17 protein-coding genes are annotated in these 21,690 nt (G+C 62.0%); 11 read left to right on the top strand and 6 right to left on the bottom strand.

Going from position 1 to position 21,690, the window contains the following annotated elements; translation table 11 throughout:
* Positions 1–158: 158 nt before the first annotated feature.
* A complete protein-coding gene (locus ACIQY3_RS28600) occupies positions 159–503 on the bottom strand; it encodes a hypothetical protein (RefSeq protein WP_403026532.1) in 345 nt (114 codons plus the stop codon).
* 134 nt (positions 504–637) lie between these two features.
* Between ACIQY3_RS28600 and ACIQY3_RS28595 the strand changes: the two genes are divergently transcribed.
* The 5 genes from ACIQY3_RS28595 (at position 638) to ACIQY3_RS28575 (ending at position 4,768) form a co-directional block, all read left to right on the top strand.
* On the top strand, positions 638–1,210 hold the full coding sequence (locus ACIQY3_RS28595; RefSeq protein ID WP_403026529.1) for a DUF2796 domain-containing protein: 573 nt from the start codon (positions 638–640) through the stop codon (positions 1,208–1,210).
* A 138-nt stretch (positions 1,211–1,348) separates the two neighbouring features.
* Positions 1,349–2,059, top strand: coding sequence for an ABC transporter ATP-binding protein (locus ACIQY3_RS28590; protein WP_092277477.1), 711 nt, complete (start codon positions 1,349–1,351; stop codon positions 2,057–2,059).
* Between the two features lies 1 nt (position 2,060).
* Entirely contained in the window at positions 2,061–3,326 is a 1,266-nt protein-coding gene (locus tag ACIQY3_RS28585; RefSeq protein ID WP_403026526.1) for an ABC transporter permease, read from the top strand.
* A gap of 11 nt (positions 3,327–3,337) precedes the next feature.
* On the top strand, positions 3,338–3,850 hold the full coding sequence (locus tag ACIQY3_RS28580) for a DUF3299 domain-containing protein (RefSeq protein ID WP_403026523.1): 513 nt from the start codon (positions 3,338–3,340) through the stop codon (positions 3,848–3,850).
* Positions 3,851–4,069: 219 nt separating this feature from the next.
* Positions 4,070–4,768, top strand: coding sequence for an OmpW family protein (locus tag ACIQY3_RS28575; RefSeq protein WP_403026520.1), 699 nt, complete (start codon positions 4,070–4,072; stop codon positions 4,766–4,768).
* A gap of 241 nt (positions 4,769–5,009) precedes the next feature.
* On the opposite strand, the gene ACIQY3_RS28570 is transcribed toward ACIQY3_RS28575, so the two are convergent.
* Entirely contained in the window at positions 5,010–5,939 is a 930-nt protein-coding gene (locus ACIQY3_RS28570; RefSeq protein WP_403026517.1) for an NAD-dependent epimerase/dehydratase family protein, read from the bottom strand.
* Positions 5,932–6,816 carry a sugar nucleotide-binding protein gene (locus tag ACIQY3_RS28565; protein ID WP_054052295.1) on the bottom strand — a complete coding sequence of 295 codons (885 nt, stop codon included), beginning with the start codon at positions 6,814–6,816 and terminating at the stop codon, positions 5,932–5,934. Before ACIQY3_RS28565 ends, ACIQY3_RS28570 begins: the two co-directional genes overlap by 8 nt.
* A 297-nt stretch (positions 6,817–7,113) precedes the next feature.
* On the opposite strand from ACIQY3_RS28565, the gene ACIQY3_RS28560 reads away from it, so the two are divergent.
* Complete coding sequence (locus ACIQY3_RS28560) at positions 7,114–11,430, top strand: DEAD/DEAH box helicase (RefSeq protein WP_403026514.1); 4,317 nt, start codon at positions 7,114–7,116, stop codon at positions 11,428–11,430.
* Positions 11,431–11,543: 113 nt separating this feature from the next.
* Here the strand turns inward: ACIQY3_RS28560 and ACIQY3_RS28555 are convergent, their stop codons facing one another.
* The gene (locus ACIQY3_RS28555; RefSeq protein ID WP_403026511.1) at positions 11,544–13,670 is read right to left on the bottom strand and encodes a mechanosensitive ion channel family protein; all 2,127 of its coding nucleotides are present in this window, start codon (positions 13,668–13,670) and stop codon (positions 11,544–11,546) included.
* 360 nt (positions 13,671–14,030) lie between these two features.
* Here ACIQY3_RS28555 and ACIQY3_RS28550 point away from each other — a divergent pair, with 360 nt between their 5' ends.
* The 5 genes from ACIQY3_RS28550 to ACIQY3_RS28530 all read left to right on the top strand — a co-directional run bounded on the left by ACIQY3_RS28550 (position 14,031) and on the right by ACIQY3_RS28530 (position 19,431).
* Entirely contained in the window at positions 14,031–15,233 is a 1,203-nt protein-coding gene (locus ACIQY3_RS28550; RefSeq protein WP_403026508.1) for an MFS transporter, read from the top strand.
* 206 nt (positions 15,234–15,439) lie between these two features.
* Positions 15,440–16,366 (top strand): DUF72 domain-containing protein, encoded by a 927-nt coding sequence (locus ACIQY3_RS28545; protein ID WP_403026505.1) that lies wholly within the window; start codon positions 15,440–15,442, stop codon positions 16,364–16,366.
* The gene (locus ACIQY3_RS28540) at positions 16,363–17,160 is read left to right on the top strand and encodes an endonuclease/exonuclease/phosphatase family protein (protein ID WP_403026502.1); all 798 of its coding nucleotides are present in this window, start codon (positions 16,363–16,365) and stop codon (positions 17,158–17,160) included. Before ACIQY3_RS28545 ends, ACIQY3_RS28540 begins: the two co-directional genes overlap by 4 nt.
* Entirely contained in the window at positions 17,157–18,449 is a 1,293-nt protein-coding gene (clsB, locus tag ACIQY3_RS28535) for a cardiolipin synthase ClsB (protein ID WP_403026498.1), read from the top strand. Before ACIQY3_RS28540 ends, clsB begins: the two co-directional genes overlap by 4 nt.
* Entirely contained in the window at positions 18,436–19,431 is a 996-nt protein-coding gene (locus ACIQY3_RS28530) for a lysylphosphatidylglycerol synthase domain-containing protein (RefSeq protein WP_403026494.1), read from the top strand. Before clsB ends, ACIQY3_RS28530 begins: the two co-directional genes overlap by 14 nt.
* A 103-nt stretch (positions 19,432–19,534) precedes the next feature.
* Here the strand turns inward: ACIQY3_RS28530 and ACIQY3_RS28525 are convergent, their stop codons facing one another.
* Together ACIQY3_RS28525 and ACIQY3_RS28520 are read right to left on the bottom strand one after the other, a co-directional pair.
* Complete coding sequence (locus tag ACIQY3_RS28525; protein ID WP_403026491.1) at positions 19,535–20,293, bottom strand: alpha/beta hydrolase family protein; 759 nt, start codon at positions 20,291–20,293, stop codon at positions 19,535–19,537.
* The gene (locus tag ACIQY3_RS28520; protein ID WP_403026488.1) at positions 20,283–21,392 is read right to left on the bottom strand and encodes a DUF3182 family protein; all 1,110 of its coding nucleotides are present in this window, start codon (positions 21,390–21,392) and stop codon (positions 20,283–20,285) included. Before ACIQY3_RS28520 ends, ACIQY3_RS28525 begins: the two co-directional genes overlap by 11 nt.
* Positions 21,393–21,690: the final 298 nt, after the last annotated feature.

Genomic DNA, 21,690 nt, shown 5'->3' with positions numbered 1-21,690 from the left:
TGTACACCAACCCCGGGTGGTCCCCACGCCCCGCCCAATTTTTTTTGCAGGTTTTTTTTAAACAAAAAACGCCCCCGCCGCCCCCCCCCTCCTACAGAGAACTCATTCTCCTGTAGGAGCTGCGGCACGCTGCGATCTTTTGATTTTGGTGTTTGGGTTTACTCGACCCAGCTATAGAGCGGCGTATCCCCACCGCTCACCACCTTCACATCCGCGCAATGGCGCAGGCGCACCAACAACCGCTTGCCCGACGCCGCGCTGCCGGTCAGGCCTTCCAGCTGCTCCAGCAAATCCGGCCCGCTCAATTGTCCGGCCTTGCGCAGCAGGTCCTTGGCGATCTGCCACAGCGCGTCATCCTGATTCAGCGGTTTGGCCGCCGGGGCGCTGACTTCCTCGGTTTTGCTGACCTCCAACTGTGCGCCGAGCCGTGCCCAGTCGCCGTCGTCCATCTCCAGGGTCAAATCCACCGGCCAGTCGCCGATGCTTCCGCGTATTCGCAACATGAGTCTGCTCCTGCACATTTCTGACCTGCATGCTCCCATGGGTCTTGTGCAACGCCAAGCGGGCGGTCAAACTCCCCGCACTTTCGTTATAAGATTACATAACAAACTCTTCACTTTACTTTCCGGAGACCGCCATGCGTCGTCTGCTTCTCGCTCTGCCGTTTGCCCTGTTGCCGCTGGCTGTCGCCTATGCCGCTGATGAACACGGTAGCCTCGGCGCCCATGAACATGGCGTCGGTCGCCTGAACGCAGCGCTGGACGGCCAGACCCTGGAGCTGGAGCTGGAAAGCCCGGCGATGAACCTGGTGGGCTTCGAACACGCCGCCACCACCGACGCCGACAAAGCCAAAGTCGCTGCTGCCCGGGCGAAACTGGAAAACCCGCTGGCGCTGTTCAACCTGCCGAAAGCCGCCGGTTGCAAAGTCGCGACCCAGGAACTCGAAAGTCCATTGTTCGGTGATAAACCCGACGCCGACGATGACCACGACGAAGCGGACAAGGACGGTCACGAGCATCACCACGACCACAGCGAAATCCACGCCCGCTACCAGTTCAGCTGCTCGGCACCCGGTGCGTTGAAAACCCTGGACCTGGCGACGATCTTCAACACCTTCCCGGCGACCCAGAAGATTCAGGTACAACTGATCAGCCCGAGCGGCCAGCAAGGCGTTGAAGTGACGGCCAAGGCTGCAGCCCTGAAATTCTAAATTCACCGAAGATCCCCTGTGTGGGAGCGAGCCTGCTCGCGAAAGCGGTCTGACAGTCGACACCAATGTTGAAACTGACGGCCCCTTCGCGAGCAGGCTCGCTCCCACAGGGTTTATCAACAACCTGACCGGTTTCACATGACCCAAGCACTCATCGAACTGTCCGACCTGGGCTTCAGTTGGCCCGGTCACCCGCCGCTGCTGGATATCCCGGCGTTTCGCCTGGAGCCCGGTGAAACCCTGTTCCTCAAGGGCCCCAGCGGCAGTGGCAAGACCACCCTGCTCGGCCTGCTCGGCGGTGTGCAGAAGCCCGATCGCGGCAGCATCCGTTTGCTCGGCCAGGAACTGACCGAACTCGGTGCCGGCGCCCGGGATCGTTTTCGCGTCGATCACACCGGCTATATCTTCCAGCAGTTCAACTTGCTGCCGTTTCTCTCGGTGCGCGAGAACGTCGAGTTGCCCTGCCACTTTTCCAAATTGCGCGCTGAACGTGCGAAACAGCGCCACGGCAGCGTCGATCAAGCCGCCGCGACCCTCCTCGCGCATTTGGGCCTGAAGGATGAAAGCATCCTCGGCCGCCGCGCCGATTCGCTGTCCATCGGCCAACAACAACGAGTCGCCGCCGCGCGGGCGTTGATCGGTCAACCGGAACTGGTGATTGCTGACGAACCGACTTCGGCGCTGGATTACGACGCTCGCGAGAATTTCATTCGCCTGTTGTTCGCCGAATGCCGCGAAGCGGGGTCGAGCCTGTTGTTCGTCAGCCATGACCAGAGCCTCGCGCCGCTGTTCGACCGCAACCTGTCGCTGGCCGAGCTCAATCGCGCCGCCACCCCGTTCGAGGTCTGAGATGTATTTGTTTCGTCTAGCCCTGGCCAGCCTGGCTAACCGCCGCTTCACCGCGATCCTCACCGCGTTCGCCATCGCACTGTCGGTGTGCCTGCTGCTGGCCGTGGAGCGCGTGCGCACCGAAGCCAAAGCCAGTTTCGCCAGCACCATCAGCGGCACGGACCTGATCGTCGGCGCCCGTTCCGGTTCGGTGAACCTGTTGCTGTATTCGGTGTTCCGCATCGGCAACGCCACCAACAACATCCGTTGGGACAGCTTCGAACACTTCGCCAACAACCCGAAAGTGAAGTGGGCGATCCCGATGTCCCTCGGCGATTCCCATCGTGGTTATCGCGTGATGGGCACCACCGAGGCGTACTTCGAGCATTACCAGTACGGCCATCAGCAACACCTGGAACTCGCCGACGGCCGCGCCTTCGCCACCGACCCGTTCGAAGTGGTGCTCGGTGCCGAAGTGGCGGATGCGCTGCACTACAAACTCGGCGACAAACTGGTGCTGTCCCATGGCGTGGCGGTGATCAGCCTGGTCAAGCACGACGACAAACCGTTCACCGTGGTCGGCATTCTGAAACGCACCGGCACCCCGGTGGACCGCACGTTGCACATCAGCCTCGGCGGTATGGAAGCGATCCATATCGACTGGCACAACGGCGTACCTGCCCAGGGCAAAGGTCGGATCAGCGCCGATCAGGCACGCAACATGGACCTGACGCCGCAAGCGATCACTGCGTTCATGCTCGGGCTCAACAGCAAGATTTCGACCTTCGCGGTGCAGCGTGAAATCAACGAATTCCTTGGCGAACCGATGCTGGCGATTCTGCCGGGCGTGGCGTTGCAGGAATTGTGGAGTTTGATGAGCACCGCCGAAAAAGCCTTGTTCGTGGTGTCGCTGTTCGTGGTGTTGACCGGGTTGATCGGCATGCTCACGGCAATCCTCACCAGCCTCAATGAACGGCGGCGCGAAATGGCGATCCTGCGTTCGGTAGGCGCGCGGCCATGGCATATCGCGACGCTGCTGGTGCTGGAAGCCTTTGCCCTGGCACTGTCCGGGGTGATTGCCGGCGTCGCGTTGCTGTACGTGTGCATCGCCGCCGCCCAAGGTTACGTGCAGGCCAATTACGGTTTGTACCTGCCGCTGTCGTGGCCGAGCGAATATGAATGGACGCTGCTCGGTGGCATCCTGATCGCCGCGCTGCTGATGGGCAGCGTGCCGGCCTGGCGCGCGTATCGCCAATCATTGGCCGATGGCCTGTCGATCCGTTTATGAGGACGTTGAAGATGCCCCGCGCTCTGCTCGCGCTGTTGATGCTGGTCGCCCTGCCGCTGTGGGCGGCCGAGCCGAAGGATTTGACCTGGTCGGAAATGATCCCGCCGGACGCCCCGGCGGAAGTGCCGAACATGACGCCGCTGCATGATTTGTCGCAGATGAGCAGCACCCTTGAATCGGCGCCCGCCGCCAAGCAGGACCTGCCGAATGCGCCGGTGGTGAAAAGCCTCGACGGCCAGAACATCCGTTTGCCGGGCTACATCGTGCCGCTGGAAGTGAGCGAGGAAGGTCGTACCACGGAGTTTCTGCTGGTGCCGTATTTCGGCGCCTGCATCCACGTGCCACCACCGCCGTCGAACCAGATCGTGCATGTGAAAAGCGAAGTCGGCGTGAAGCTGGATGAGTTGTATCAGCCGTACTGGATCGAGGGGTCGTTGCAGGTCAAGGCATCGACCAGCGAACTCGCGGATGCCGGGTATCAGATGGAGGCGGACAAGATTTACGTGTATGAGCTGCCGGAGTGAATCCGGCGTTCGGTGTTGTTTGATCGATAGCCTTCGCGAGCAAGCCCGCTCCCACAGGGATCACCTAACCCTGTGGGAGCGAGCCTGCTCGCGAAGAGGCCGGCAAAGGTTCCACAAAAACCACCCCCATCACTGTTTCATTGAGCTGCATCAAAAGACCGTATCAGATGGCTCTTTACCATTGGACATCGAACATTTTTAACGTCCATTGGAGCCCCCATGAACACGTCCTTGCTCAGCGCTTCGCTGTTTGCCCTCGCGCTCGCAGCCCCGCTCGCCCACGCCCACGAGGCCGGCGACATCATCCTTCGCGCCGGAGCGATCACCGTCAACCCGAAAGCCGACAGCTCCAGCGTCAAGGTTGACCAGGGTCCGTTGGCGGGTGCCGATCTGGGTGGCAAGGCCACCATGAGCAGCGACACGCAACTGGGTTTGAACTTCGCCTACATGCTCGACAGCCACTGGGGCATCGAGCTGCTCGCGGCCTCGCCGTTCGAGCATGACGTGAAGATCAAAGGCACCGCCTTGGGCGCGGCCAACGGCAAACTCGGCACCCTGAAACACCTGCCGCCGACCCTCAGCGTCGTGTACTACCCGCTCGACGCCAAGTCGGCGTTCCAGCCGTATGTCGGTGCCGGCATCAACTACACCTGGATCTACGACGAACACGTCGGCAGCGAAGCCCAGGCCAACGGCTTCAGCAACTTCAAGGCGAAAAACTCCTGGGGCATGGCGTTCCAGGTTGGTGCTGACTACATGATCACCGACAACATCATGCTCAACGCCCAGATGCGCTACATCGACATCGACACCCGCGCGACCGTGGAAAACGACGCCGTGGCGCCGGGCACTCGGGCGAAGGTCAATGTGGATGTTGATCCATTTATTTACATGGTCGGGCTTGGCTATAAGTTCTAAGGCCCCTTCGCGAGCAAGCCCGCTCCCACAGGTGATCCCATTCCCCTGTGGGAGCGGGCTTGCTCGCGAATACTTCAGCCCAGGCAACAAAAATCCAGCATAAAAAAAGGCGCCTCAACAGGCGCCTTTTTCGATCGTTCCCACGCTCTGCGTGGGAATGCAGCCCGGAACGCTCTGCGTCCCATCCAAAGCCGAACGCGGAGCGTCCGAAAAGGCATTCCCACGCGGAGCGTGGGAACGATCAGCGGCCGAGTAACCGCGCCAATCCAACACGCATCGGCGTCTGCTCCGGATAGGTAAACCGCTCCAGCAACCGCCGGTTGTTCGCCCGCGAGTGGCGGATGTCACCGGAACGCGCCGGACCGTAGGTAATTGGCGGTAATTCACCGACCACTTGCTGCAACGCTTCGAGCATTTGCTTGAGCGTCGTGGCCTGATTCCAGCCAACATTCACCGCGCCGACTTCGATCTGCGGTTTCTCGATCGCCTGCACCAGCAAATCCACCAGATCCTCGACGTAAACGAAATCCCGGGTCTGTTCGCCATCGCCAAACACGGTGATCGGCAGGCCTTTCTGCGCGCGTTCGCTGAAGATGCTGATCACGCCGGAGTACGGCGAGGACGGATCCTGGCGCGGGCCGAAGATGTTGAAGAAGCGGAACACCACCGGTTCCAGGCCATGCTGGCGGCGGTAGAAATCGAAGTAATACTCGCCGGCCAATTTGTCCGAAGCATAAGGCGTCAGCGGCGCCTTGGCGGTTTCTTCGTCGATCGACTCGCCTTCGCCGTTGTTGCCATACACCGCTGCGCTGGAGGCGAACAGCACCCGTTTCACGCCAGCCTGGCGCATGGCCTCACAGACATTCAGGGTGCCGATGAAGTTGCTCTGGTGGGTTTTCACCGGATCGTCCACCGACGCCTGCACCGAGGCCACGGCGGCGAGGTGCGCGACGGCGCTGCAACCGATCATCGAGCGGGCGACCAATGCCGCATCGGCGACATCGCCGACAATCAGCTCCACCTTGGGGTTGTCCAGCGGCAGGTTGCTGCGTTTGCCGGTGGAGAGGTCATCGAGAATCCGCACCGAATGGCCCTTGGCGAGCAAGGCATCCGTGAGGTGCGAACCGATGAAACCGGCGCCGCCGGTGATGAAAACTGGGCCGTCAGCCATGGCGATAGAACCTATCCAGTAAGCCCGGGAGCGCCGCGCGCCAGGCGCGGGGCTTGATCCCGAAGGTGTGCAGAATTTTCTTGCAGGCCAGCACCGCGTGTTGCGGCTCTTCGGCAGCGTCGGGCCGGGCGGCGTGGGCCTGGGCGGTCGGCGCGTCGATGGCCAGTTCATGCAGGTTGCGGGCTTCGGTGATGATCGCCTGCCCCAATGCCAGCGGCGTGGTCGCCTCATGTCCGGCGTAATGATAGGTGCCCCACAGCGGCGCCGCACAATCGAGTTGCTTGAGGACCGAGATGATCACCCGGGCCGCATCGTCCACCGGCGTCGGATTACCCCGGCGGTCGTCGGCCATCAGCAGTTCTTCCGGTGTTTCGGCCCGGGCGAGGAAGCGCCCGAGGGTGCCGTCAGGGCTGTCGTCGAGCAACCAGCCGAAGCGCAGCAATACGTGTTGCGGGCAGGTGGCGCGGACGCTTTGTTCGATGCGCCACAAGGCCTGACCGCGCAGGCCCAGGGGCACCGGCTCGTCTTTTTCGCTGTAGGCCGTAGCCCGGGAGCCGTCGAACACGCGATAGCTGGAGGGTTGCAGCAACACGATGTTGTGGTGCTGGCACAGTTCAGCCAGACGCTCGACCGCCCGTTCCTGCCCGGCCAGACGCTGTTCGCTGACCGCCTCCGCCTGGAACCAGTCGAAGTAATAGGCGAGGTTGATCAGCGCGTCCGGACGGGTGTCGTCGAGCAGTTGCGTCAGGCTCGCGGCGTCCCAGCCGTCTTGTGGTGGGCGGGGGGCGAGGAAACCGATGTCTTCCTCCGCACCGAGGCGAATCAGCGCCTGCCCAAGGGCATTTCCGCCGCCCAGTAACATAAGGCGCATTCGCATAGAGTCAGCAGGCCCAGTCTGATTGGAACAATGGTTTTATCGACACCGCCCGCAGGCAATGTCGTCGATAGATGCCGGAATCGTTGCATTTTGCGGGTTTAGTGCGCAACCGTCATCCGTAAAGTGTAGATGCCTGGGTTTTGCAGTGCCTGCACCGGCCCTTTCGCGAGCAAGCCCGCTCCCACAGTGACCGCATTCCCCTGTGGGAGCGGGCTTGCTCGCGAAAGGGCCCGAGAGATCGACGAAGATCTTGAGCGGTACTTGCATCTTCCCCACCCCGCCCGCATAAATTACGACATGAACCTGCCCATCCCCGCAGACAGTGCCCTGGCCGGCTTCCACCCCGCCGTCAGCGCCTGGTTCAGCAAGACCTTCCCGACGGTCACCGCCGCCCAGGCCCGGGCGTGGCCGTTGATTCATCAGCATCGCTCGACGTTGATCGCCGCGCCCACCGGCTCCGGCAAAACCCTGACGGCATTCCTCGCTGTGCTCGACGCGCTGGTCCGCCAAGGTCTGGAAAACAATGGTGTGTTGCCCGACGAAACCCTGGTGGTCTACGTCTCGCCGCTTAAAGCGCTGTCCAACGACATCCAGATCAACCTGCAAAACCCGCTGGCCGGCATCACCGAACAATTGCGGGTGATGGGCCTGCCCGAATTGCAGATCAACACCGCCGTGCGCACCGGCGACACCCCGCAAAAAGACCGCTCGGCGATGCGCAGGACCGCGCCGCACATTCTGGTGACCACCCCGGAATCCCTTTACGTGCTGCTCGGCTCCGATTCCGGGCGAAAAATGCTCGGTACCACGCGCACGGTGATCGTCGATGAAATCCACGCCATCGCCGCCAGCAAGCGCGGCAGCCACTTGGCGCTGAGCCTGGAACGCTTGCAGGCACTGTGTCCGCAACCATTGATGCGCATCGGCCTGTCCGCCACGCAGAAACCCATCGAAGCGGTTTCGCGCTTCCTTGTCGGGCGTGATCGTGAGTGCGAAATCATCGACATCGGCCACGCCCGCCCACGGGACCTGGACATCGAAGTGCCGCCGGTGCCGCTTTCGGCCGTGATGGCCAACGACGTCTGGGAACTGGTCTACGACCGCCTCGCCGCCCTCGCCCGCGAACATCGCACCACGCTGATTTTCGTCAACACCCGGCGCCTCGCCGAACGCCTGAGCCGGCACCTGAGCGAACGCCTCGGTAAAGAAGCCGTGGCCGCGCACCACGGCAGCCTGGCCAAGGAATTTCGGCTTGACGCCGAACAGCGGCTCAAGCGCGGCGACCTGCAAGTGCTGATCGCCACGGCCTCCCTGGAATTGGGCATCGATATCGGCGACGTCGATCTGGTCTGCCAGATTGCTTCGCCGCGCTCGATTGCCGGGTTCCTGCAACGGGTCGGCCGTTCCGGGCACCAGGTCGGCGGCACGCCAAAAGGTCGGTTGTTCGCCACCACCCGTGACGATCTGATCGAATGCGCCGCGCTGCTCGACTGCGTGCGCCGGGGCGAACTCGATACCTTGCAGATCCCGGTCGCGCCGCTGGACGTGTTGGCCCAGCAGATTATCGCCGAGGTCAGTTGCCAGGAATGGCAGGAAGACGCGCTGCTGGCGCTGTTCCGCCAGGCCTCGCCCTACGCTGGTCTCGACGAAAAACACTATCAGGCGCTGCTGCAGATGCTCGCCGAGGGCTACAACGGGCGCCAGGGCATCCGCAGCGCTTACCTGCATCGCGACGCCGTGAGCCGTACTTTGCGCGGGCGGCGCGGCGCCAAGCTGACGGCGGTGACCAGCGGCGGCACCATCCCGGACAACGCTGACTACAGCGTGTTGCTTGAACCCCAGGGGCTGAACATCGGCAGCGTCAACGAAGACTTCGCCGTGGAAAGCATCGCCGGGGATATCTTCCAGCTCGGCAACACCTCGTACCGCATCCTGCGCGTCGACACCGGCAAGGTCCGGGTCGAAGACGCCCAGGGCCAGCCGCCGACCATTCCGTTCTGGCTCGGCGAAGCGCCGGGGCGCAGCGCGGAACTGTCGTTTGCCGTGGCGCGTCTGCAAGCGCAACTCGATAACTTGCTCGGCGCTACGCCCGGCAACTTGCAACCCGCCATCGACTGGCTGACCGACACCCTTGGCCTCAACCTCGCCAGCGCCGACCAACTGGTGGATTACCTCGCCCGCGCGCGACTTACGCTGGGCGCCCTGCCGTCCCAGGACACGTTGCTGATGGAGCGGTTTTTCGACGAGTCCGGCGGCACCCAACTGATCATCCACACGCCGTTCGGCAGTCGCATCAACCGCGCCTGGGGCCTGGCCCTGCGCAAGCGTTTTTGCCGCACCTTCAACTTCGAATTGCAGGCCGCCGCCAGCGAAGATGCGATCGTGCTGTCGCTGTCCACCAGCCACAGCTTTGAACTGGACGACGTCTGGCGCTACCTGCACAGCAACAGCGCCGAGCACATCCTGATTCAAGCCGTACTTGAGGCGCCGCTGTTTGGCGTGCGCTGGCGCTGGAATGCCGGGGTCGCCCTGGCGTTGCCGCGCTATACCGGCGGGCGCAAAGTCGCACCGCAGATCCAGCGCATGAAAAGCGAAGACCTGATCGCCAGTGTGTTTCCCGATCAGATTGCCTGCGTGGAAAACCTCGCCGGCGAACGGGAGGTGCCCGAGCATCCGCTGGTGGAACAAACCCTCGACGATTGCCTGCACGAAGCCATGGACACCGAAGGCTGGCTCGCGCTGTTACGGCGCATGGAAAACGGCGACGTGCGCCTTATCAGCCGCGACCTGCCGGCGCCTTCGCCACTGGCGGCAGAAATTCTCAGCGCCCGGCCCTACACCTTTCTCGACGACGCACCGCTGGAAGAACGCCGCACCCAAGCGGTGCTCAACCGGCGCTGGAGCGATCCGCAATCTACCGATGACCTTGGCGCGCTGGATGCCGAGGCGATTCAAGCGGTGCGGGATGAGGCTTGGCCGGCGCCCACCCGTATGGATGAAATGCATGAAGCGCTGATGAGTCTGGCGTGTATTTCCGACGCTGAAGCTCAAGCCAACCCGCATTGGCTCGAATGGTTGAACACCCTCGCTGAGTCGGGGCGCGCCAGCCGTTTACAGATCGATCACGGGCACTCGCTGTGGCTGGCACTGGAGCGCCTGACCTGCCTGCGGGCGATTTATCCACAGGCGGTTTTGATGCCGCCGTTGGAGGCGCTGTCCGGGTTTGATGAAGCCTGGGACACCGATGAAGCGGTGCTGGAAGTGATTCGTGCGCGGCTCAGTGGGTTTGGTCCGTTGCCGTTCAAAGCGATTGCCGAACCGCTCGGATTACCGGCGACTCAAGTCGCCCAAGCCCTGGCGCAACTGGAGCGCGAAGGTTATGTGCTGCGCGGGCAATTCACGCCGGGCGTTGATGAAGACGAATGGTGCGAACGACATCTGCTGGCGCGAATTCATCGCTACACGGTCAAGCGCCTGCGCCGGGAAATCGAGCCGGTGGCATTACAGGATTTCATGCGGTTTCTGTTCGACTGGCAGCATTTGTCTCCCGCGACCCAAGGCCAGGGCAGCGCGGTGTTACCGGCGATTGTCAGTCAGTTCGAAGGCTACCCCGCCGCCGCGTCGGCATGGGACAGCGATATCCTGCCAGCGCGGCTCAAGGACTATTCACCGAGCTGGCTGGATGACTTGTGCCGCAGCGGCAAACTGGTGTGGACGCGCCTGACCGCGCGCAACAAAAGCACCAGCACGGCACTGCGCAGCACGCCGATTCTGCTGTTGCCGCGCAGTCAGGTCGGGTTGTGGAGCGGCTTGACCGAGCAGACGCCGGTCAACGAACTCTCGCCGAAGACGCAAAAAGTTTTCGAGGCCCTGAGCCAGCACGGCGCGTTATTTTTCGATGAGCTGATCCACGAAGCACACCTGCTGCGCGCCGAACTGGAAATCGCCTTGCAGGAACTGGTGGGCGCCGGGCTGGTGAACGCCGACAGTTTTGCCGGGCTGCGCGCACTGATCACCCCGGCGAGCAAACGCCAGCAGCGCAGCAGTCGCCGTGGGCGCGGCGCGTTTGTCGGCGGCATGGACGATGCCGGGCGCTGGGCCCTGTTGCGACGCGGACCGCCAGCGCCGGTTGTGGATAACAAGCGACCGGTGCCGACCCCGAGCGACACCCTGGAACACATCGCCATGACCTTGCTGCGCCGCTACGGTGTGGTGTTCTGGCGTTTGTTGGAGCGCGAGGCGGACTGGTTGCCGAGTTGGCGCGAATTGCTACGCACCTTTCATCGACTGGAGGCGCGGGGCCAGATTCGCGGCGGGCGGTTTGTCAGTGGCTTGGCCGGCGAACAGTTTGCGTTGCCCGAGGCGATTCCGTTGCTGCGGGAAGTGCGGCGCCGGCCCCATGACGGGAGCCTGGTGGCGGTGTGCGGGGTTGATCCGCTGAACCTGGCCGGGACGTTGTTGCCGGGTGCGAAAGTGCCGGCGTTGGCGAGCAATCGGTTGGTGTATCGGGATGGGTTGCCGGCGGCGGCCGAGATTGCGGGGAAGCCGGTTTTTTGGGTGGAGCTGGATCAGTCGGCGAGTGCTGAATTACACAGCAAACTCACCCGTCACTGATCGTTCCCACGCTCCGCGTGGTAACGCCTCCCCGGACGCTCCGCGTCCGCTTTTGGGACGCGGAGCGTCCCTGGCTGCATTCCCACGCAGAGCGTGGGAACGATCATCAGCCATCACTGGCTGCGCGGCTGATCCGGCAACAACACCGGCGAATTCTCCGGCGCAGGCGCAGGCCCTTCCTCTTCCGCGCCATCCACCACCCGATGCGGCATCAACACCTGCTGTGGATAAGTCTGCGCGAAGTGCACCCACGGGCTGTTGTCCACAAGCTTTTTCAAGCGCTGGTTAAACGCCCGGCTTACCGCATATTGCCCGCCCGACACCGTGCGGAATTGCGCGGTCAGCACCACGCCATTGAGGTCCATTTTGTCGACGCCGAACACGTCCAGCGGCCCTTGCAGGTTGTACTTGAGGAACGCGTCGTCACGGATCGAATCCCCGGCCTCGCGGATCAGCTCGATGGCCTTGTCCACATCCGTGTCGTAGGTGAACTGCACCGAGAAGAACGCATAGGCGAATTGCCGCGATTGGTTGGTCACGGCCTTGATTTGCCCGAACGGCACCGAATGCACAAAACCCTTGCCATCCCGCAGACGCAAGGTGCGGATGGTCAGGCCTTCGACGGTGCCGGCGTGGCCGGAGTCGAGCACCACCCAGTCACCAATCGACAGCGTGTCTTCGATGATGATGAACAGCCCGGTGATCACATCCTGCACCAGTTGCTGAGAGCCGAAACCAATGGCCAGACCGACCACCCCGGCACCCGCCAGCAGCGGCGCGACGTTGATCCCCAGGTTGGCCATGGTGGTGATCGCGCAGATCACCACCAGAATGATTTTGATCGCGTTGCGCAGCAGCGGCAGGATGGTTTTGACCCGCGTGCTCGGTTGCCGCGCCGAGCGCTTGCTGACCGGAGGCTTCAACGCTTCCTGGATCGCCGTGTCGAGCACCACCCACAGCAACCAGGTCACCAGGAAGATCAGGCCGATGCTGCTCAGCGCGTTACCGATCGCCCGGCCAACGGTGTTTTGCTCGGCAAATTCGAACAGCGAAATGCCCCAAATGCGCCCGAGGATTTCGATAAAGGTCACGGCCATGACGATCCGCAGCAAGGCATGCAACAAGCTGAGAAAGCGATCCTTGTAGGCGCTGCTGCGCTGGAATTTTTCAATTTTCCGCGACTTGAACAGGTGCTGGAAAATCGTGCTCAGGAACACCGTGGCGATCAGCAGGATCGTGGTGAACAACGCACAGCGCAGGGCTTTTTGATTGTCCTCGCCGACGCCGATCAGGTTGATCGCCGAAACCATCACCATCAGCAAAATCGGCCAGTACCAGAGCCCGGAAAAAATCCGCAGGGATTCTTGCAGCGACGGTTGTTTGAGGCGCTGGGCCAACGGTCGGTTGCGGATCAGATGCGCCACCGGGCGTCTGAGGCGGATGACCAGGTAACCGAAGATGATCGAGGCAAACAGCCCGGTGAACACCGCGACGCTGCTGGTGATGTTGCCACCCAGTTGCCGGGCAATCTGCGGGCTGGTCAACGCATCGCTGAGCGCCGCCAGGAAGCCGATCAGGAACAACGGTTTGGGGCAAAAGTCGCGGATGATCTGCACCGCCGGGCGCTTGTGCCCGGTGTTGAACATGACGACCACGCAAAGCAGCATCGAGGTCGAGAAAATGCCGCTGCTGGTGGCGTAGGCAAAACACAGGGCCAACGCCCGCCCGGCCGAGGCTTGCAGGAAATGGCTGACGTAAAGGGTCAACGGCAAACAGACCACGGCGGGTAGCGTGTAGGGCAGCAGATAACCGAGCAGGTCCTGGCTGCGCTGACGGGTGCGCAACCAACGGTTTTGGCTCAGGCGTTTGGCGGCAATCCCGCCGAGCACCGTGAGCAAGGCAAAAGTGCCGAGCCAGACGCCGGACAGCATCAGGAAATCCCCGGTCACGCTCCAGCCGGAACGCGCCGATGGCTGGTTGACCAGTTTGTCGACTTCGTCAGCCGCCCGGTCCGCCCGCACGCGCCAGGCGTCCACCAGGTTGTCGTTGAGGTCGAGCTTGTCCTGCACGTCGTCGATGCTGGAACTGATGGCCCCCAACAACCCGCCCTGGACGATGGGTTCAGGCTTCGCCGGCGCCTCGGCGGTGGCGGGAACACCCGGTAGCGCGGCGGCTTCCAGTTCGGTGCTGCCCAGGATCAGCAACGCCCCCAGTAGTATCGCGGTCTTGAACTTGAACAAAACGCGGAGCTCCTTGCGAAGGGTCTGTAAGGAACTGATCGGAAAACGCCCGGCAAGTTCGGTTTTGGGGTGAAATCAAGGGCCACCCCTCACCCCAGCCCTCTCCCCAAAGGGGAGAGGGGGAAAGGGAGCAGATCTCTGTGGCTTTCAAAACCTGAGTTCGACTCGGTATCTCAGGTCGATGTAGCTCCAAGTACACCTCGGTCGGCTCCCTCTCCCCTCTGGGGAGAGGGCTGGGGTGAGGGGTTGGCCCTAGATCTTTGCGCACAAGGCAAATATCAAATGCCCATCCCTGTATTTTTCCGCACAACCCAAACCCCGACACTGCGCTCCATCAATTAACCCACCGGAGTTGCAGTCATGCCCATTGCCTTGCTCGCGCTGACGCTCAGCGCCTTCGCCATCGGGACGACCGAGTTCGTCATCGTTGGCCTGTTACCCACCATCGGCGCCGACCTCGGGGTCAGCCTGCCGTCCGCCGGCCTGCTGGTCAGCCTCTACGCCTTGGGCGTGGCCATTGGCGCGCCGGTGCTGACCGCCCTCACCGGCAAAGTCCCGCGCAAATTGCTGCTATTGTCGCTGATGGTGCTGTTCACCCTCGGCAACCTGTTGGCCTGGAAAGCACCGAGTTATGAATCGCTGATCATTGCGCGGATCGTCACCGGCCTGGCCCACGGGGTGTTTTTCTCGATTGGCTCGACCATCGCCACCAGCCTGGTGCCGAAGGAAAAAGCCGCCAGCGCGATTGCGATCATGTTCACCGGCCTGACCGTGGCGTTGGTCACCGGCGTGCCGTTGGGGACGTTTATCGGTCAGCATTTCGGCTGGCGTGAAACCTTCCTCGCCGTGTCGGCGCTGGGTGTGATCGCGTTTATCGGCAGCCTGCTGTATGTGCCGAAAAACATTACCCACAGCAAACCCGCCTCGTTGCTGGAACAACTGCAAGTACTCAAACAACCGCGCCTGCTGCTGGTGTATGCCATGACGGCGGTGGGTTACGGCGGCTCGTTTATCGCGTTCACCTTTCTGGCGCCGATTCTTCAGGACATCTCCGGTTTCAGCGCCAGCACTGTCAGCCTGGTGCTGCTGGTGTACGGCATCTCGGTGGCGGTCGGTAACATCTGGGGCGGCAAACTGGCGGACAAACGCGGCCCGATCAGCGCGTTGAAAATCATCTTTGCCCTGCTCGCTGCCGTTTTGTTTGTGCTGACCTTCACTGCCAGCAATCCATGGCTGGCTCTCGCTACCGTACTGGTCTGGGGTGCGGTGGCGTTCGGCAACGTGCCGGGCCTGCAGGTGTATGTGGTGCGTCAGGCCGAACATCACACCCCGAATGCGGTGGACGTGGCCTCGGGCCTGAACATCGCGGCGTTCAACCTCGGGATTGCCGGGGGTGCGTGGGGCGGTGGCTTGATCGTGGCGAATATGGGGTTGATCCATACCGCGTGGATCGGTGGCCTGGTGGTGTTGGTGGCCCTGGCGCTGACGGCGTGGAGTGGGCGGCTTGATCGGCTTGGGCCGGTGTATGCCGAGAGCTCGACCCGGGTCGTCACCGGTCACTGATCCCTCACCTGTGGGAGCGGGCTTGCTCGCGAAGGCGGCGGCACATCCGATATTGATGTGACTGACACACCGCTTTCGCGAGCAAGCCCGCTCCCACAGTTGTTTTTTGGTGTCTTTGAGAAAATTTACCGTCCGTAGTCCCGTGGAAACTTTCCCGTTTACCCGACAGTCATCAAAAGACGGAGGGCATTCGACGGGGAGGACACATGGCGGCGATTCATATTGGTATTTCAGGCTGGCGCTACACACCATGGCGCGGGGGGTTCTACCCGAAAGGGCTGACCCAGAAGCGCGAATTGCAATTCGCCTCGCGGGCGGTCAACAGCATCGAAATCAATGGATCGTTCTACGCCCTGCAACGGCCTGAACGCTATCTGCAGTGGTACGACGAAACCCCACGGGGCTTCGTCTTCAGCGTCAAGGCCCCGCGTTTCATCACCCACATCAGGCGCCTGCGGGACATCCACAAACCCCTGGCGAATTTCTTTGCCTCCGGGGTGCTGGAACTGAAAGAAAAACTCGGACCGATCCTTTGGCAATTCCCGCCCAGCTTCAAGTTCGACGCCGAACTGTTTGAACACTTCCTCGAACAACTGCCCCACGACACCGAGCAGGCCGCCGCCCTCGCCCGCCAGCACGATGCCCATGTAAATGGCCACGCCAGCATCAAGGCCCACGGCAAAAAACCGCTGCGCCATGCCGTGGAAATTCGCCACGACAGCTTTGTCGACCCGGCCTTCACCCGTCTGCTGCGGCGCTATAACACTGCTCTTGTGATCGCCGACACAGCCGGCAAATGGCCATACCGCGAAGACCTCACCAGCGACTTCGTCTACCTGCGCCTGCACGGTGCCGAAGAACTCTACGCCAGCGGCTACACGCCCGAGGCGCTGGAACGCTGGGGTGACCGAATCGACGCCTGGAACCATGGCCGGCAACCGTCGGACCCGCATTTGATCGCGCCGCGACAAAAACCCAAGATGCGCAAATCCCGGGAAGTGTTCTGCTATTTCGATAACGACATCAAAGTCCGCGCGCCCTTCGACGCCCGCAGCTTGCTGGAGCGCTTCCACCTCGACGAAGACCTCGCCACCCGCCCCGGCGAACCCGCTGCCGAAGGAGTGCTGCCATGAGCATTTCCGAACCGGTCGGCAGCACCGACGAGCAGGAAACCATCATCACCGCGGTGCGCCGCTTTACCGTGCTGACGGTCAACACCCACAAGGGTTTCACCGCGCTCAACCGGCGTTTCATCCTGCCCGAATTGCGCGAAGCGGTGCGCAGTGTGTCCGCCGACGTGGTGTTTTTGCAGGAAGTCCACGGCACCCACGAGCAGCATCCCCAGCGCTACAGCAACTGGCCGACGATGCCGCAATACGAATTCCTCGCCGACACCCTGTGGCCGCAGTTCGCCTACGGCCGCAACGCGGTGTACCCGGCGGGGGATCACGGCAATGCATTGCTGTCGAAATTCCAGATCATCCGCCACGACAACCTCGACGTGTCCATCAGCGGCCACGAGAACCGTGGCCTCCTGCATTGCGTGCTGCGCCTGCCGGGCGACGGTCAGGAAGTGCACGCGATTTGCGTTCACTTAGGACTGCATGAAGCGCATCGCACGGAACAACTGAAGTTGCTGGCCCGTCGTCTCGCCGAGCTGCCAGACGATGCACCGGTGATCGTGGCCGGTGACTTCAATGACTGGCGCCAGCGCGCCGATGCACTGCTCAAACCCTCGGGCCTGCGCGAAGTCTTTGCCGAACACCACGGTAAACCGGCGCGCACTTTCCCAGCGCGCTGGCCGGCGCTGCGCCTGGACCGCATCTACGTACGCAACCTCAAGGCCAGCCGTCCGCAAGTATTGGCGGCGCGGCCCTGGTCACACCTTTCCGACCACGCACCGCTTTCGGTGGAGATCGAGCTATGAACAATCCCCCGATGGAGAAAGCCACCGTGGAACAGGTTCCCGCGCCAGCGATGGTCGAACCGGCGGCGGTTGACGTCGAATATGCCTGGCAAGGCAACAACCGGGTCGTGTTACTGGAAAACGGTGAGGCGTATTTCCCTCGGGTATTCGAAGCCATGCGCGAGGCCAAGACTGAAATCCTTCTGGAGACCTTTATTGTCTTCGAAGACAAGGTCGGCAATGAGTTGCAGCAAGTGCTTATCGAAGCCGCGCAAAGAGGCGTGCGTGTCACCGCCAGCCTCGACGGCTTTGGTTGCGGCGAACTGACCACGGGTTATCTAGCGGCGCTGAATGAGGCCGGTGTGCACATCCAAATCTTCGACCCGGCGCCCAAGCATCTGGGGTTTCGCACCAACTGGTTCCGCCGCCTGCACCGCAAGATTGTGGTGGTCGATGGCACGATTGCATTTCTCGGCGGGATCAATTTTTCCGCCGACCATCTGGCCGACTTCGGCCCCGAGGCCAAGCAGGATTATTCCGTGGAAGTGCAAGGCCCGGCGGTGGCGGACATTCATCACTTCGCCCTGCTGCAAAGCGGTCGCCCGGCTCGCGCCAAGTATTGGTGGCAACGCCGCCGCCAACGACGTTCGGAACTGGCCTTCAGTGATCATGACGGCCAGGTGCGGTTGGTGTACCGCGACAACGGCGACCATCGCACCGACATCGAGGAGGTTTACCGGCAAGTCCTGCGCAGTGCCCAGCGCCGCGTCGTGATCGCCAACGCCTACTTCTTCCCCGGTTATCGCTTGCTGCGGGAGATCCGCAACGCTGCTCGCCGTGGCGTCGAAGTGCGGCTGATTCTGCAAGGCCAGCCGGACATGCTGGTGGCCAAGCTTGCCGCCCGCATGACCTATGACTATCTGCTCAAGTCCGGCGTACAGATTCACGAGTATTGCCAACGGCCGCTGCACGGCAAAGTCGCGTTGGTGGATGAAGACTGGAGCACTGTCGGGTCGAGCAACCTCGACCCGCTGAGCCTGTCGATGAACCTGGAAGCCAATGTGTTGATCCGCGACCGCGCGTTCAATCGCGAACTGTTTGAACGTCTTGAAGACCTGAGCAACAACCATTGCAAAGCCATGTCGCCGGACAAGGCTCCGCGCGGACGGGTCTGGCACATGACCGTCGGGTTCCTGGTGTTCCACTTCCTGCGCCATTTTCCGGCATGGGCCGGTTGGCTGCCGGCGCACAAGCCGCGCCTGAAACCCTTCGTCCATCCGGCCGGGAGCGATCATCATGAGCCACTCTGATGCACAACCGGCCGCTCACGCCGATAGCGCTGCGCCTGCCAAAAAAGCCCGTTGGAGCCGCTGGAAAAAACCGCTGACGATGTTGTTTTTCCTGGCGCTGATCGTGCTGTTCACGATGCTGGCCCAGCGCATTGAATGGAACGAAGTGTTCGACACCTTGGCCGATTTCAAGGTGCGCACGCTGATCATTGCGTCAGGCGTGACGCTGGTGAGTTTCCTGGTCTACGCCAGTTTCGATCTGATCGGTCGCACCTACATTCGCCAGGACCTGACCTGGAAACAGATCCTGCCGGTGGGGATCATCAGCTACGCCTTCAACCTCAACCTGAGCGCCTGGGTTGGTGGCATCGCCATGCGTTATCGGCTGTATTCGCGGTTGGGGGTGAGTAAAGGCAACATCGCGAAAATCCTTGGGCTGAGCCTGGCGACCAACTGGTTCGGCTACATGGTGATTGCCGGCGCGATCTTCAGCAGCGGACTGGTCAGAATGCCGCCGGGCTGGAAGCTGAGCAGCGATGCGTTGCAAGGCGTCGGGGTGTTGTTGCTGCTGATCAGCGCGGGCTATCTGGCGGCGTGCCGGTTTTCCAAACGTCGGGAATGGGCGATACGCGGGGTGGAAATCGACCTGCCGTCGCTGCGCATGGCGGTGCTGCAACTGGCGCTCGGGGCATTGAACTGGTCGTTGATGGCGGCGGTGATTTTCACCCTGTTGCCGAGCAAGCTGGATTATCCGCTGGTGCTGGGGGTGTTGCTGATCAGCGCGATTGCCGGGGTCATTACCCACATTCCTGCGGGGCTTGGGGTGCTGGAGGCGGTGTTCGTGGCGTTGCTGCAACATGAGGCGTCGCGGGGCAGTCTGGTGGCGGGGTTGCTGGCGTATCGGGCGATTTATTTCATCTTGCCGCTGTTGATTGCGTTGGTGATGTATCTGGTGGTGGAAGCCAAGGCCAAGTCGCTGCGGATTGCCAAGAAGCCTTCTTGAGAATAGCGGTGCGGCGGCCATTCGCGAGCAGGCTCGCTCCCACAGGGGAACGCATTCCAATGTGGGAGCGAGCCTGCTCGCGAATCGCCAGAACACCACCGATTCAACTGGACTGAATAATGCTCAACCGCTCCCCCACCACCATTTCCGTGATCCAGTCCACGAGGATCGAGGTGTAGGCCTGTTGGGCAACGGGGTCGCTCAGGGCGTGGTCGGCGCCGTCGATGATGCGGTGAGTCAGGGAGTGCGTCTGCTGGCACGCCGCGCGGTAACTCATGATGGTCGCGTGGGGAATGTGGTCGTCAGTTTCGGACTCCACCAACAACACATCCCCGGTAAACGCCGCGCAGGCGTGCAACGCCCGATTGTTTTCGGAATGCACCAGGGTGCTGCGGTAATCCAGCAAATCCACCTTGTCCAGATCCCGCTTGGGCGTGTGCCATTGTTCATCGCGATACAGCGCTGGCACCCGCAACGCCAGCCAGCGCACCGGGCGCAACGACGTGAGGATCGCCGCCAGGTAACCGCCATAACTGGTGCCGACCACGGCAATCGCCGAGGTGTCGAGGGCCGGATGCGCAAGCAAGCGGTCATACGCCGCCAACAGGTCGCGCAGGTTGTCTTCGCGGGTGACCTGGGACAACGCCATGCCGGTGCCGCCGGTGTGCCCGCGCAAGTCGAAGGTCAAACACACACAACCCAACCCGGCGATGCCTTTGGCCCGCTCCAGGTCACGTTCCTGACTGCCGCCCCAGCCGTGCACAAACAGCACACCCGGGACTTTCGATTTGGGGCTCAGGAAATGCCCGGTCATCTGTTCGCCGTCGATGTCGATTGCAATGGTTTCGCTTCTAGCCGTCATAGGATTTGACCGTTACGTACTTGAGAAGAAAGTCGCTGTTTTCCGCCGGGCCGCGGTACACCTCGATGGCGTCCGCCGGCAGCGGCTGATCGATGTAGGTTTCCACCGACGACACGCGAATCGCGCGCATCCCCGGGTCGTTGATGAAGCTCTGCAACGCCGCGACTTCGGCGCTGCTGGCCCCGCCCATGCGCCAGGATTGTTCAAGCACGCCGCTGCGCGATTTGCCGTTGCTGTCCAGACCCTGGGCGATGTCGTAGTTGCGGCGCGAGGCGTAGAAACCGGGGTAAGCCTCGTCTGCCGCGTTGTCGAACACCTGGGCTTGCTGGATCGCCAGGCGCACATCGTCGGGCAATTCCAGTTCCAGCAGATCTTCGTAGTAACCCTGCACTACCAGCAGGTTGGAACCTCCGTAAACCTGCTCGCCTCGACCGTCTTCGGTCAAGTATTGATCACCGCAGTAACTCAGCACTTTGTCGCCGATAAAGCTCTGGCCGACGCTGTGGGTAATCACCTGGTCGAGGTCCTGCTCCAGCACCACGCCCTCGGTGAACAACGGCTCGGCGTCGGGCCGGGCGAGGACGGCGTCGAACTGGTCGAGGCTTTTGATCACTTCCTGACCGCGTCCGGCGCAGGCATGAATCGGTTTGAGGCGGATCGGCCCGCTGTCGAGCAAATGCTCCGCCGCCGGGCGCGCATCCTCCAGGGAAAATACGCTGAGGCCATCGAGCACCACATTGCGCACTCGCTCGGAAAACAACGGCGACCAACCTTCCGGGGCATGCGCATCGCGATTGAGCAAACCGTGGCTGATGGCTTTGGTGCAGATGAAGTCGTGATCGACATAACCGCCCCACAAATCCTCCGGGCCCTTGACCCCCAGTTGCCGCGCGTTAGCCACGCCCACCAGGGTTTGGGTCGGCAATAGATACAGGTCGCGGCCGCGGTGCTGTTCGGGGTCGTAGCTGCCGCCGTATTTGAGCCCGAGGATCTGCGCCAGCCACTTGGCCAGCGCACGATTGGTTTCGACTTCATGCAGAGGGGCTTCGGGCCGCACGGAATGGGCGACGACCAGTTTTTTGCGATTTGTTGGGGTCATGCGTCCCCCTTCAATCTGCGCTGATGGATGTGGCTTGAGGGGTGCAGAGATCAGGCCAAGGGAGACTGAAGAGAAATGGCTTTCAGATCAGGCTGTTGCTCAAACGATGATGGCGTTAGGCCTGTTTGATTCTGCACGACTTACCTCAAGACTAGAGCATTTTGCACGGTCGAATGATTTACACCTTTCCCCTGTGGGAGCGAGCCTGCTCGCGAATTCGATCTGTCAGTCGACATTGATGCTGACTGGTACATCGCATTCGCGAGCAGGCTCGCTCCCACAGTTTGGATTTTCGGTG

The sequence above is a fragment of the Pseudomonas sp. NPDC096950 genome, from assembly GCF_044762525.1.
Lineage (GTDB): Bacteria > Pseudomonadota > Gammaproteobacteria > Pseudomonadales > Pseudomonadaceae > Aquipseudomonas.
The sequence above is the reverse complement of the archived record's forward strand: the minus strand, read 5'-3'. Positions and strand labels throughout refer to the sequence as shown.